Origin of the sequence: Sporosarcina sp. A2, assembly GCF_050858885.1 — a bacterium.
In the GTDB taxonomy this organism is placed as follows: Bacteria; Bacillota; Bacilli; order Bacillales_A; family Planococcaceae; genus Sporosarcina.
In genome coordinates this window covers 71185-84490 of the sequence record NZ_CP193898.1, presented here as the reverse complement: position 1 = coordinate 84490, position 13306 = coordinate 71185, and the positions used below count along the sequence as shown (strand labels likewise).

Sequence of the window (13306 nt, the reverse complement as noted above, 5' to 3'; positions counted from 1 at the left end):
TTCGCGTTGCGAAGCATTTACTGCAGAGAAGCGTAAGAGTGAGTGCTCTTCATTGAACGGAATGAAGGTGGTGCGTAGGCAAAGTGCTCATAAAACTCGTAAAACGCTCATAAATCCGGAAATCTGATCATAATCCACGAAAACTGCTCATAAACCAGGAAATGTGATCATAACTCCAGAATTCCGCTCATAAACTCCGGAATGTGATCATAAAACTCAAAAAACGCTCATAACCTTGCTGTCCGTTGCTGGTACAGATAAGAATCCGCACGTATCTCCCTACTATAAACAAAACAGGCAGCCATCGATCGGTTGCCTGCTAGTCCTTACTTTTTTTTCATCCGGCTGCGTCAGCTAGCCTCTCGGGGTCGTTTCAGAAAACCCTTTAAGGCAAAGTACGCCTTTTCGGATTTTCTTCCAACGCCCGTGGGAACTATCAAGCCGCCTGCGCTTTAGTTAGAGCAATCCTTTTCCGTTGCGTTGGTTTTTCATGTCGCCGTTTAGTTTTTCGAAAAATTCTGCGTTGGATTTGGATTGTCGGAGTTTTTTTAGGAAACGTTCTCCAAAGTCATGTGCGTCTGAGAATGTCTTTCGGATTGCCCATAGTTTTTCAAGTTGGTTGGCAGGGACGAGAAGTTCTTCTTTTCGTGTGCCCGAGCGACGGATGTCGATGGCTGGGAAGATTCTGCGTTCTGCGAGTGTTCGGTCTAGATGCAGTTCCATGTTGCCAGTTCCTTTAAATTCTTCGTAGATGACTTCGTCCATGCGTGATCCTGTGTCGATCAATGCTGTTGCAAGGATGGTCAAGCTGCCGCCTTCTTCCAAGTTACGGGCAGCTCCGAAGAATCGTTTCGGACGGTGGAATGCCGCAGGGTCAATTCCGCCTGACAATGTCCGACCGCTTGGCGGGATGATGAGGTTATAGGCACGCGCGAGACGTGTAATCGAATCCATAAGAATGACCACATCGCGTTTATGTTCAACTAGGCGCATTGCTCGTTCCAATACTAATTCTGCCACTTTGACATGGTTTTCAGGAACTTCATCGAATGTAGAACTAACGACATCTGCATTCACGGAACGCTCGATGTCCGTTACTTCTTCCGGACGTTCGTCGATAAGTAGAACAATAAGTTCCGCATCAGGGTGATTTGTTGTAATTGCATTAGCAATTTCTTTCAACAACATCGTTTTACCTGCTTTTGGTGGCGCAACGATTAACCCACGTTGTCCGAAACCGACTGGCGATACTAAGTCCATGATTCTAGTCGATAGATTGCTTGAATCCGTTTCCAACTTAATATGACGCGTCGGATAAAGTGGCGTAAGTGCTGGAAAGTGGACGCGTTCCCGTGCGACTTCTGGGTTTTGTCCGTTGACGGCTTCGACTTGTAGGAGTCCGTAATAACGTTCGTTCTCTTTTGGAGGTCGTACTTTCCCTGTTACTTTGTCTCCGTTCCGTAGATCGAATCGACGAATTTGGGATGCAGAGATGTAGATATCCTCTGAGCTCGATGAGTAATTAATAGGACGTAAGAAACCATACCCTTCGGATTGAATGATTTCTAGTACACCTTCCATGAAGAAGAAACCTTCTTGTTCTGCGCGGGATTTTAGGATTGAAAAGATCAGTTCTTTTTTTGTCAGTTTGCTGTAATAGCTGATTTTATATTCCTTGGCAAGTGCATAAAGCTCTTTGAGCGTCATGTTTTCCAAGTCGGCTAACGTTATCATTGTCATTATTGGCACCACTCTTTTAAAGTTTAGGATCATGTTTTGTTTTGGGGGTGCAGCGATTGCTGCTGAGGTACAAAATAATTGCCCGGCTGGTTGCCGGGCAATTTTGGGGTTACTTAGTCTTTCATCACAAGATGAGGTTTTTTGTCCATACTATGGCGTCCTTCTACGAAACGGATAGTACCGGACTTTGAACGCATAACGAGTGAGTGCGTTTTTGAATGGCCGCCTGTGAATTGTACGCCGCGAAGGAGTTCGCCATCTGTTACACCAGTTGCTGCAAAGATTGCGTCGTCCCCTTTCACGAGGTCGTCCATGTAAAGGACTTTGTCCACGTCGATGCCCATTTTCACGCAACGCTCACGTTCAGCGTCATTCATTGGGATTAGTTTCCCTTGAATTTCTCCGCCGAGACACTTCAATCCGACTGCCGCGATGACGCCTTCAGGAGCTCCACCAAGTCCGAAAAGAATGTCGACACCAGTACCTTCAAATGCTGTATTGATAGCACCTGCTACGTCTCCATCATTGATCAGCTTAATGCGAGCACCTGCTGCGCGAATTTCAGAAATGATGTCTGCATGGCGTTCACGATTTAAAACCGTCGCCGTGATTTCATTCAAGTTCATGTTTTTCGCTTTTGCAACGGCTTTCAAGTTGTCTGTAACTGACGCATTGATGTCAATTTTACCGACACACTCAGGGCCCACTGCAATTTTATCCATATACATATCAGGAGCATTCAGGAGATTTCCTTTGTCCGCGATAGCGATAACAGCGAGTGCATTCCAGCCGCCCGAAGCTACGATGTTTGTCCCTTCAAGAGGATCGACTGCTACGTCAACGAATGGCCCGTTGCCTGTTCCAAGCTCTTCTCCAATGTATAACATTGGGGCTTCGTCCATTTCACCTTCACCGATCACAACTACGCCTTGCATCGGAATTGTATCAAACACCGTACGCATTGCTGTTGTTGCTGCGTCATCCGCTTCGTTTTTCAAACCTCGTCCCATCCAGTGCGATGCGGCAACTGCCGCCGCCTCTGTCACACGTACAAGCTCCATCGATAAACTGCGTTCCATCTCTAGAATTCCTCCCGTTTTCTGCTAGTTGCAGATTGTGTAACTGTTTCAATCGTTCAATCTATTATACCACAGGATTGATTGAGCACTAAGCTGTTTTATGAATTGCTTTGCACGTCGTCTTCATCAGGAACTCCCACTTTTTCAATAGAAGCACCAAGACCACGCAATTTTTCGATTAAACCGCCGTAACCTCGCTCAATATGGGAGATTCCTTGAATTTCAGTTTCCCCTTCAGCGATGAGGCCTGCGATCACGAGTGATGCACCCGCGCGTAAATCACTGGCCTTAACTTTTGCAGCGTGAAGCGGTGTCGGTCCATGAATAATCGCAGAGCGTCCTTCAACTTTGCTCGTTGCGTTCATCCGACGGAGTTCGTCAATCTGCTTGAAACGTGCAGAATAGATTGTATCTGTAAGCATGGATGCTCCGTCTGCTTGTGTGGATAACACACAAAACGGTTGCTGTAAATCCGTTGGGAATCCAGGATAGACAAGCGTTTTGACATCCACTGCTTTTAGTTCCTTCGTTTTTGGAATGAAGATTTTCTCTTCATCCTCTTCTACCACAACACCCATTTCACGAAGTTTCGCTGTTACCGCTTCAACGTGTAACGGAATAACGTTGTCGATCGTGACGCCGTCACCTGCAACCGCAGCCATAATCATGAACGTTCCTGCTTCAATACGGTCAGGGATAATCGTGTGACGTGTTCCGCTTAAGCTTTCTACGCCTTCGATTCGGATGACATTCGTTCCGGCACCTTTTATATTAGCTCCCATATTGGATAGCAATGTTGCAACGTCGATGATTTCAGGCTCTTTAGCCGCGTTTTCAATAACGGTTTTCCCTTTAGCGAGAACTGCAGCAAGCATAATGTTAATGGTCGCTCCTACGCTGACGATATCGAGGTAGATCTTAGCGCCTATCAATTCATCAGCTCGCAGATAGATTGCGCCGTGTTCGTTTGTAACTTTGGCTCCGAGTGCTTCGAACCCTTTGATGTGCTGGTCAATTGGACGTGGGCCTAAATGACAGCCGCCCGGTAATCCGATGACCGCTTTTTTAAACTTTCCAAGCATAGCACCCATCAAGTAATACGAAGCTCGTAACTTCTTCACATTGCCATTTGGTAGTGGCATGGAAATCATTTCGGAAGGATCAATTGTCATAGTTCCATCTGTAAAGTCAACTTTACCTCCGATGTCTTCCAGTAAACTTTGTAACGTATGGACATCAGAAATCTCGGGCAACCCTTCTATCGTGACTGGGGAATCAGCTAAAATTGACGCTGGAATAAGTGCAACTGCACTATTCTTCGCTCCGCTAACTTTAATGTTCCCTTTCAGAGGGGTGCCGCCTTGTATTTTATATACTTCCATTTCAATCTCCTTTACGCAATCACTTGTTGTCGCGGGCTTCCCAATCCTTTAAGAATTGTTCAATCCCTTTATCTGTCAGTGGATGGCTGAACAGTTGTTGTAACACTTTGAATGGAACTGTTGAAATGTGAGCTCCTGCAAGTGCACCATTTGTAATTTGTTGCGGGCTGCGGATTGACGCTGCAATGATTTCAGTATCGATGTTATGAATCGTAAAGATATCTGCAATTGTTTCAATCAATGCAAGACCATCTTGGCCGATATCGTCAAGTCTACCGAGGAACGGAGATACGTACGTAGCTCCTGCTCGCGCTGCCATCAATGCTTGGTTCGCACTGAAAATGAGTGTAACGTTTGTCTTGATGCCTTCGCTTGAAAAGACAGAACACGCTTTTAACCCTTCAGGAGTCATCGGCAATTTAACAGTAATATTTGGTGCGAGAGCTGCTAGTTCGCGACCTTCTTTGATCATACCCTCTGCGTCCAAAGCAATAACTTCTGCACTTACTGATCCCGGAACGAGTGCCGTGATTTCTTTCAAACGATCGTGGAACGAAATGTTCTCTTTCGCAACGAGAGATGGGTTCGTGGTAACTCCCGACAAAATCCCCCAACTGTGTGCTTCTTTAATTTCTTCAAAATTTGCTGTATCGATGAAAAACTTCATAGTCCGTTTGCCCCCTTTAAATTAAAAAGGAGGAGATTCATCCATATTCAAGATGTCTCCCCCTAGTAAGTGTTGTCACATGGGTGACGTGAAAAAATCTTAGTTACGCTTTTTGTGAGCTACCGAACTCGCGCATTTTCCCTACTACTGATGCTTGAATTGCTTCACGCATTGGTGTAAGGAATTTACGTGGATCGTAAACTTCCTGATCTGATGCTAATACTTCACGCACTTTTTTCGTTCCTTGGATTTGGTTTTCTGTATTGACGTTAATTTTTGCAGTTCCAAGTGAAATTGAGCGTTGAATGTCTTTTGTCGGAATTCCTGTACCGCCATGTAACACAAGTGGAAGATCGGATTGTTTTGAAATTTCTTCCATTTCCTCAAATCCAAGATTTGGTTCACCTTTGTAAGGTCCGTGTACAGAACCTAGTGCAGGAGCCAAGCAGTCGATATTTGTTTCATCGACAAGACGTTTACACTCTGTAGGATCTGCGTACATGACACCTTCCGCAATGGTGTCGTCCTCTTGACCTCCAACTAATCCGAGCTCTGCTTCGACAGAAACGTTTTTCGGATGTGCATAGTCTACGACTTGCTTTGTAATTGCTATATTTTCTTCGATAGGTTTAGCAGAAGCATCGATCATGACAGATGTGAATCCTGCGTCAATAGCTTCTTTACACTTTTCAAGACTCGAACCATGATCTAGATGAATCGCAACAGGCACGGTGATTTTGTAGTCATGCATTAGACCTTTAACCATGTGGACGACTGTCGTGAAACCGCCCATGTAACGTGCTGCACCTTCAGATACACCTAGGATGACCGGCGAGTTTTCCGCTTGAGCCGCTTTTAAAATCGCTTGCGTGTACTCTAGATTGTTCAAATTGAATTGCCCAATCGCGTATCCTTCTCGCTTACCTTTAATCATCATTTCTTTCATTGATACGAGTGCCATGTGTAGTTCCTCCTTCGAATATGGAAATGGTTACATTTGTTTGATGTATGGATGTTATCCTAACTTATCATACCAAAAAAAACGCACCACTTCCACTTGTGGGGAAATGGACGCTAAGTTTCTTTTAGTAATTGATTGATTGTGCTACGTACTTCATGGATATCAAAAGGTTTCGTGAAATAGTAATCAGCTCGATGTGTTGTCTCATGATTTCCGATTTCAATTTCGTCATAAGCCGTCATCATGACAACAGGTATTTCAGGATTGGTATCTTTTATGTTTCGAAGCACTTCATTCCCATTCAGTCCAGGCATCTTCATGTCCATTAACACGCAGTCTGGCATGCTACTCGCCATATGCAGCAAGGCTTCATTACCATTGGAAGCTAATATAATGTCATACCCTTCAAGTTTGAAAACTTCCTTCAGTAACATTCGAATTCCAACCTGATCATCTACGATCAGTAACTTCTTCAAAAATATCCCTCCTTACATTCCTATAAATGATAATTGAATATTAGTAGTAGTTTGACAAATAACATGTAAACCCTTCTTTTATCGCGATTTTATTTCGAATTCACTATACTAGTAGATAAGGGGGCTACATTATGAAAATGCTAACTACACAACTATCCGGTCTTTTGCAGCGGCTTGCAACCAATCATGAAGAGGCAATTGAAGATACAGCACGGTTATTAGCTCAAGCTGGCATTGGGGAAGGTCGTGTCGTATTGTACGGCAACAAAGAAATGACTGGTGTACTATCGAATGCAATTGAAGGCGCAGAACCTTTTGCACACGCGATTGCTTATTCCGCTACTCTCCAATTAGGATCGATGGATCGAGTTTGGCTATTCACACGCAATTCATCTGATGAGAAAGCAGTCGAATTAGCACGACTTTTGACGAAACATAATATCCCGTTCGCAGTTGTTTCAGCGGAGAAAGCTTCAGAAGATAATGAACTATCAGAGCTTGCTGATGTCTACATTTCTACGGGGATTTTAAAAGGGCTAATCCCTAATGACGAGGGTGAACGTGTCGTTGTGCCTCATTTACTCGCATCATTATTCATCTACGAGGCTGTCAAAATTTCTTATGATGAAATGTTAATGAATTTATAAAATCTTATAGAAGTTAGCGCTACAAGAGGATTCGACAAATATTTCACTTATTAAATAAGAACCCCCCCACATTTGCTCAATACAAATGTGGGGGGGTTGAGAGGAATTAGTTTTGACGTGATAATACCGCTTCGACAAAACCTTTAATAAGTGGTTGTGGGCGTGTCGGACGTGAAACGAATTCTGGGTGGAACTGACAGCCGATAAAGAATGGATGGCTTGGCACTTCAATAATCTCTACAAGTCGCTCGTCCGGGCTGATTCCCGAAATCACCATTCCTGCATCTTCAAAACGTTGTTTGTAAGCCGTGTTGAATTCGTAACGATGACGATGACGTTCTTCAACAAGTTCTATGCCGTAAGCTTCGTACGCTTTTGAACCTTTTTTGACTTCGCATGGATAGCTTCCTAAGCGCAATGTGCTCTCGTCTTCTCGTCCGTTGCGATAGTCTGGGTGCAATAAGAAGATTGGATCGTTTGTTTGTGCATCGAATTCGATAGAATGTGCGTGACCGAGTCCTAAAACGTCACGTGCATATTCAACTGCTGCAAGTTGCATACCTAAACCTGTTCCAAGGAATGGAACGTTGTTTTTACGTGCATAGGCAATTGCATGAATCATTCCGTCTACACCGCGTTCTCCGAATCCTGCTGGTACTAGAAGTCCGTCAACGTCAGATAGCAATTCTGCTACGTTTTCTGAAGTTACTTCTTCTGAATTGATCCACTTGATGTCGATATCTGCATCAAATGCATATCCTGCATGATAAAGTGCTTCCACAAGTGAGATGTAAGCATCTTGCAACTCAACATACTTTCCTACGAGTGCCACACGAATTGTTTTCGAGAGATTTTTCACGAGATTAACGAGTTCTTTCATTTCTTCAATTTCTGGTTGCTTCGCTTCTAAGCCAAGGAACTCGACAACGATATCGTCCATTTTCTGTTCATGCAAACGTAGAGGCACTTCGTACAATGTTTCCGCGTCTGTCGCTTCGATAACTTCTTCAGGTTTGATGTTACAGAACAACGCGATTTTGTCTTTCATTTCTTGAGGAATTGCGTATTCGCTTCTTAGAACGATCATGTTCGGTTGAATTCCAAGACTACGTAATTCTTTCACGCTGTGTTGTGTCGGTTTTGTTTTCATTTCACCGGCAGCCTTCAAGTAAGGAACGAGTGTGTTGTGAATGTACATAACATCGTCTTTACCAAGATCTGTTTTCATCTGGCGAATGGCTTCAAGGTATGGCAATGATTCGAAGTCACCGACGCTACCGCCAATTTCAGTGATGACCACGTCTGCATGCATTTCTTGACCAGCGCGCTTGATGAGTGTCTTGATTTCGTTTGTGATGTGTGGAATGACTTGAACAGTCGCTCCGTTATACTCCCCATTGCGTTCTTTTTGAAGGACAAGTGAGTACACTTTCCCCATAGTAATGTTGGAGTATCGGTTTAAATCGATATCGATGAATCGCTCGTAGTGTCCGATGTCTAAGTCGGTTTCTGCGCCATCTTGTGTCACGAATACTTCTCCGTGCTGTAATGGACTCATCATTGTTGGATCGATGTTAATATATGGATCGAACTTTTGCATGGTCACTTGCAAGCCACGATTTTTAAGAAGTCTTCCTAGTGATGCTGCATTTATGCCTTTTCCGAGTGAGGAAACGACACCGCCTGTAATAAATATATATTTCGTCATGAATGATTCCTCCTGTAGTGTGTAGTAGTCGGGAAAGGCTGATTTGATAAGGTTTAATAACGAAAAAGCGCCCCTGCTGCAGTATTCTCTGCAGAAGGAGCGCTTAAACATCCGTTCGTTTGTCCTTTAAAAAGGAGCCCAATTAGATTGTATAGCGGATGACTTTGTAAGTCAAGGAATGATTATAATTCTTCGTCCTCTTCCTCTTCTTCATCGTCTTCGTCCTCTTCGTCTAAATCAATGTCTTCGTCCGGTACGATTTCAAGTCCGTCTGCCGGGTCTTCAACATCTTCTTCATCTGGATCTATTTCTTCTTCATCGTCCAATGTTTTTTCATCGCCTAGTTCTTCGTAGTCTTCTTCGAAGATTTCGTCCTCGTCCAACTCATCCAAGTCTTCCAAGTCATCTTCGTCATCGTCATCCGAAGCTTTTTTCTTTTTCTTGCGCGTTTTTACAACAGGTGCTGTTTCTTCTTCAATCTGGTCGACTGGGTACCATTCACGAAGAGCCCAACCTCCATCGTTCATAGCCATGAATCGGCCGTCTGTGTTAATGTCTGTGTAGAATTGTGGAAGGCGTCCTTCCATATCTTTTTTAGTGATGCCCATTAAACCACGGAGTTCGTCCATTAGTTTTTGGAAAGTGATTGGTTCACGGCGTTCTTCAAAAATAGCGAAGCTAAGATCGATTAGGGATTCGTCGTTAATTTGTTCTTTTGTCATGTTTTTCAAGTCCATGAGATGCACGCCCTTTCTGCGACTTCTATGTTTCGTTCATGTATCCGATGTGGTTCTTTGTTACTGGGTTTTTCTTCTGTTGCGGAATCGTTTTAGTTCTCTCCAACTAATCATAAGTAAATACGCGGCCGCGAGTAGGAAGGGGATAGCCCCTAATCCTTTTCCATAGAGTACATACGTCAGTACGATTAGTGTGATTATGATAACAAGATGAAGCATCATCTTCAACTTCCGCACCTCTTTTCGGCCATTCTATATAGTATACGTTGTTTTAGTGCTTAAAATCCACTTAAAATAATTTGATGCTGGAATAAATTCGGTAGGGGTGATGAACGGTGTTAATCTGCACTACTGGCGGACGCTTTCCAGGGGGGTCTCCCCTGGCTCGCTGATCCCTTCGGAGTCGACGCCTTCCACTCCAATCAACGGGATTAAAACGAGTTTGAGATACACTTCAATATGATGTAAATCTCAAGAGTGATCAACTGAAATTCATAAAGGATGTTGATACCACTCAATCATTGGGGTAGGTAGATAGATAAATCAATACATACTAAGACACCAAATAAGAGCGAGGGGTACCCGCTCTTGTTTGGTGCTGTGTTACATGTTGCGTCGGTATTGGCCGCCTACTTCGTATAGGGCGTTGGTAATTTGGCCAAGGCTTGCGACTTTTACAGTGTCCATGAGTGCCTCGAAGATGTTGCCTCCTGAGATAGCGAGTTGTTTTAAGTCTGTGAGTGCTTGTTCCGTTTCATTTGTATGGACGGATTGGAATGCACGGAGGTTTTTGATTTGTGTTTCTTTTTCTTCTTGCGTTGCGCGTGCGAGTTCCATGCTGTCGATGTCTTCTTCAGATGGAGGATTCGGGTTCAAGTATGTGTTGACACCGATGATTGGAAGTTCGCCTGAGTGTTTTTTCATTTCATATAGCATAGATTCTTCTTGGATTTTTCCACGCTGATATTGCGTTTCCATTGATCCTAGAACACCGCCACGGTCGTTAAGTTTGTCGAACTCTTGAAGCACGGCTTCTTCTACAAGATCCGTCAGTTCTTCTGCAATGAATGATCCTTGGAGTGGGTTTTCGTTTTTAGATAACCCGTGCTCTTTTGTGATGATCATTTGAATTGCCATTGCGCGACGAACAGATTCTTCCGTAGGTGTCGTGATTGCCTCGTCATACGCGTTTGTATGAAGCGAGTTACAGTTATCTTGTAATGCCATAAGTGCTTGCAATGTTGTTCGGATGTCATTGAAGTCAATTTCTTGAGCGTGAAGTGAGCGACCTGAAGTCTGGACGTGATACTTCAGCTTTTGGCTGCGGTCGTTTGCACCATATTTCTCACGCATTGCAACTGCCCAAATGCGACGTGCTACGCGACCGATAACCGTGTACTCAGGATCGAGACCGTTCGAGAAGAAGAACGACAAGTTCGGTGCGAAGTCATCGATATTCATGCCACGGCTCAAGTAATACTCGACATAGGTGAAGCCATTAGCAAGTGTGAACGCAAGTTGCGAAATCGGATTCGCGCCCGCTTCAGCGATGTGATAGCCCGAAATTGAAACGGAATAATAATTGCGCACCTTTTTGTTGATGAAATACTGCTGGATATCGCCCATCATCCGAAGCGCGAATTCTGTTGAGAAGATACACGTGTTTTGTCCTTGGTCTTCTTTTAGAATATCAGCTTGCACAGTCCCACGGACGACTTGTAACGTCGATTCACGGATTCCCGTGAATTCATCCACTGATAACGTACGACCTAATTCTTCTTCCTGTTTCTTCACTTGCTGATCGATCGCCGTATTCATGAACATTGCTAGGATGATCGGTGCTGGGCCGTTGATGGTCATCGAAACGGATGTCGATGGCGCACATAGATCGAAGCCAGCGTATAACTTTTTCATATCTTCGAGCGTACAGATGTTAACGCCTGATTCTCCGACTTTCCCGTAGATGTCAGGACGCTCGTCTGGGTCTTCGCCGTATAATGTCACGGAGTCGAATGCTGTAGACAAACGTTTTGCATCATCATCTTTCGACAAGTAATGGAAACGGCGATTCGTACGTTCCGGTGTTCCTTCTCCTGCGAACTGACGCTTCGGATCTTCCCCTTCACGTTTGAATGGGAATACGCCTGCTGTATATGGATAGGAGCCAGGTACGTTCTCTTTATAGACCCAACGAATGATTTCCCCATAGTCTTTGAATTTCGGTAACGCGACTTTCGGGATTTTTAATCCAGACAGACTCGTTGTTGTGAGCGCAGTCCGGAGTTCTTTATCCCGAACTTTTGTAACGAATTCTTCTTGTGCGTACGATTCTTTCAACGTGTTCCAGTTGTCTAGAATGCGTCTCGATTCAGCCGTCATTTCGTTGCGGACATTGTCATGGAGCATCTCAAGTGATTTCACGAGTGCATCGTCCGGAGACTTTTCGCGTACTTCTGCAAGTGCTCCTTCTAGCTGATACATACGAGTCGCCAAGTGTGCTTGCTGTTCTGTGCGTTGATGGTAACCTCGGACCGTATTAGCGATTTCTCGCAAATATTGCAGACGGTCATTAGGTATGATGACGTTCTGTTTCTGTGTTTTCACGAATTCTGTGTAAGATGTCTTCCAGTCGCTTCCACATTTTTTATTCAACGTGTCAACGATTGCAGCGAACAACGTATTTGTCCCTTTGTCATTAAATTGGCTTGCAATTGTGCCATATACCGGCATTGAATCTATCGGATCGTCAAACAAAAGGCGACTCCGCTGGTACTGTTTCTGCACTTGGTTCAATGCGTCTTCTGAACCTTTACGCTCGAACTTATTAATAGCAATCAAGTCGGCAAAGTCGATCATGTCGATTTTTTCAAGCTGTGAAGGTGCGCCGAATTCACTCGTCATCACGTACATCGATACGTCTGAGACTTCGTCGATTTCCGCATCCCCTTGCCCGATACCGCTCGTTTCCACGATGATCAAGTCATAACCCGCCACTTTGACGATATCGAGTACGTCTTTCAACGCACCTGAAAGTTCTGTACGGGAGCCACGCGTTGCGAGGCTGCGCATGAATACGCGTTTGTTGAAGATTGCGTTCATCCGGATTCGGTCACCAAGAAGCGCTCCGCCTGTTTTTTGTTTCGTCGGGTCAATGGAAAGTATCGCGACTTTTCGGTCCGGTAATTCATGGAGAAATCTCCGAATCAATTCATCGGTTAATGAACTCTTACCTGCTCCACCTGTCCCCGTTATCCCAAGAACTGGCGTGCCTTTAGTCATCTCGCGCGCACGGTTAAGAAGCGTCACTGCTTTCTCGTCTTGGTCATCATAATGCTCTTCTGCGTACGTAATGAGGTTCGCAAGCAATTCGGGCTTCGTTGTTTCAACTTGCTCCAAATAGGCCATTTCGTCTTTCACTTCAGTCGCATAGTCACATTCTTCAACCATCCGATTAATCATCCCTTGTAGGCCAAGTTTGCGACCGTCTTCAGGAGAGAAAATCCAAGCAATCCCGTATTGGTGAAGTTCTTTAATTTCCTTTGGAATAATGACGCCGCCACCGCCGCCATAGATCTTAATGTGACCTGCGCCACGTTCTTTCAATAAGTCGTACATGTATTTAAAGTATTCGACGTGTCCACCTTGGTACGATGAAATCGCGATCCCTTGCACGTCTTCCTGGATTGCCGCGTTCACGACTTCTTCCACGGAACGGTTGTGTCCGAGATGGATTACTTCTGCGCCTGTCGATTGTAAAATGCGTCGCATGATATTGATACTTGCATCGTGTCCGTCAAATAGACTGGACGCTGTTACAAATCGTACGTGATGCGTTGGTTTGTAAATCTCTTGTTGTGATTGTGCTGTTGCCATATTTGAGCACCCCTTTGCTTTTTTCCGTTTCCCCAT

At 44.4% G+C, this 13306-nt stretch carries 11 protein-coding genes; 1 reads left to right on the top strand and 10 read right to left on the bottom strand.

Going from position 1 to position 13306, the window contains the following annotated elements:
- Nucleotides 1-456: 456 nt before the first annotated feature.
- The 6 genes from rho to ACRPI0_RS00390 form a co-directional block, all read right to left on the bottom strand.
- A complete protein-coding gene (gene rho, locus ACRPI0_RS00415; RefSeq protein ID WP_432354041.1) occupies nucleotides 457-1740 on the bottom strand; it encodes a transcription termination factor Rho in 1284 nt (427 codons plus the stop codon).
- Between the two features lie 113 nt (nucleotides 1741-1853).
- Nucleotides 1854-2819: a class II fructose-bisphosphatase gene (gene glpX / locus ACRPI0_RS00410; RefSeq protein WP_432354039.1), complete on the bottom strand. Its 966-nt coding sequence runs from the start codon at nucleotides 2817-2819 to the stop codon at nucleotides 1854-1856.
- A 98-nt stretch (nucleotides 2820-2917) separates the two neighbouring features.
- The gene (locus tag ACRPI0_RS00405; protein WP_432354037.1) at nucleotides 2918-4201 is read right to left on the bottom strand and encodes a UDP-N-acetylglucosamine 1-carboxyvinyltransferase; all 1284 of its coding nucleotides are present in this window, start codon (nucleotides 4199-4201) and stop codon (nucleotides 2918-2920) included.
- A 19-nt stretch (nucleotides 4202-4220) separates the two neighbouring features.
- On the bottom strand, nucleotides 4221-4868 hold the full coding sequence (fsa, locus tag ACRPI0_RS00400; RefSeq protein ID WP_432354035.1) for a fructose-6-phosphate aldolase: 648 nt from the start codon (nucleotides 4866-4868) through the stop codon (nucleotides 4221-4223).
- Between the two features lie 103 nt (nucleotides 4869-4971).
- Nucleotides 4972-5829, bottom strand: coding sequence for a class II fructose-bisphosphate aldolase (locus tag ACRPI0_RS00395; protein WP_432354033.1), 858 nt, complete (start codon nucleotides 5827-5829; stop codon nucleotides 4972-4974).
- A 113-nt stretch (nucleotides 5830-5942) separates the two neighbouring features.
- Nucleotides 5943-6305, bottom strand: coding sequence for a response regulator (locus ACRPI0_RS00390; protein ID WP_432354031.1), 363 nt, complete (start codon nucleotides 6303-6305; stop codon nucleotides 5943-5945).
- A gap of 131 nt (nucleotides 6306-6436) precedes the next feature.
- Here ACRPI0_RS00390 and ACRPI0_RS00385 point away from each other — a divergent pair, with 131 nt between their 5' ends.
- The gene (locus ACRPI0_RS00385; RefSeq protein WP_432354029.1) at nucleotides 6437-6952 is read left to right on the top strand and encodes a DUF2529 family protein; all 516 of its coding nucleotides are present in this window, start codon (nucleotides 6437-6439) and stop codon (nucleotides 6950-6952) included.
- Nucleotides 6953-7058: 106 nt separating this feature from the next.
- Here the strand turns inward: ACRPI0_RS00385 and ACRPI0_RS00380 are convergent, their stop codons facing one another.
- The 4 genes from ACRPI0_RS00380 to icmF form a co-directional block, all read right to left on the bottom strand.
- Entirely contained in the window at nucleotides 7059-8660 is a 1602-nt protein-coding gene (locus tag ACRPI0_RS00380; protein ID WP_432354028.1) for a CTP synthase, read from the bottom strand.
- Nucleotides 8661-8842: 182 nt separating this feature from the next.
- A complete protein-coding gene (rpoE, locus tag ACRPI0_RS00375; protein WP_432354026.1) occupies nucleotides 8843-9382 on the bottom strand; it encodes a DNA-directed RNA polymerase subunit delta in 540 nt (179 codons plus the stop codon).
- Nucleotides 9383-9457: 75 nt separating this feature from the next.
- Entirely contained in the window at nucleotides 9458-9625 is a 168-nt protein-coding gene (locus ACRPI0_RS00370; protein WP_432354025.1) for a hypothetical protein, read from the bottom strand.
- Between the two features lie 375 nt (nucleotides 9626-10000).
- On the bottom strand, nucleotides 10001-13270 hold the full coding sequence (icmF, locus tag ACRPI0_RS00365; protein WP_432354024.1) for a fused isobutyryl-CoA mutase/GTPase IcmF: 3270 nt from the start codon (nucleotides 13268-13270) through the stop codon (nucleotides 10001-10003).
- Between the last annotated feature and the right edge of the window lie 36 nt (nucleotides 13271-13306).

Coding starts and splice junctions, on each gene's coding strand:
- glpX (WP_432354039.1), bottom strand. CDS start 2,819: ATGGAACGCAGTTTATCGATGGAGCTTGTACGTGTGACAGAGGCGGCG.
- fsa (WP_432354035.1), bottom strand. CDS start 4,868: ATGAAGTTTTTCATCGATACAGCAAATTTTGAAGAAATTAAAGAAGCA.
- ACRPI0_RS00380 (WP_432354028.1), bottom strand. CDS start 8,660: ATGACGAAATATATATTTATTACAGGCGGTGTCGTTTCCTCACTCGGA.
- rpoE (WP_432354026.1), bottom strand. CDS start 9,382: ATGACAAAAGAACAAATTAACGACGAATCCCTAATCGATCTTAGCTTC.
- ACRPI0_RS00405 (WP_432354037.1), bottom strand. CDS start 4,201: ATGGAAGTATATAAAATACAAGGCGGCACCCCTCTGAAAGGGAACATT.
- ACRPI0_RS00385 (WP_432354029.1), top strand. CDS start 6,437: ATGAAAATGCTAACTACACAACTATCCGGTCTTTTGCAGCGGCTTGCA.
- icmF (WP_432354024.1), bottom strand. CDS start 13,270: ATGGCAACAGCACAATCACAACAAGAGATTTACAAACCAACGCATCAC.
- rho (WP_432354041.1), bottom strand. CDS start 1,740: ATGACAATGATAACGTTAGCCGACTTGGAAAACATGACGCTCAAAGAG.
- ACRPI0_RS00395 (WP_432354033.1), bottom strand. CDS start 5,829: ATGGCACTCGTATCAATGAAAGAAATGATGATTAAAGGTAAGCGAGAA.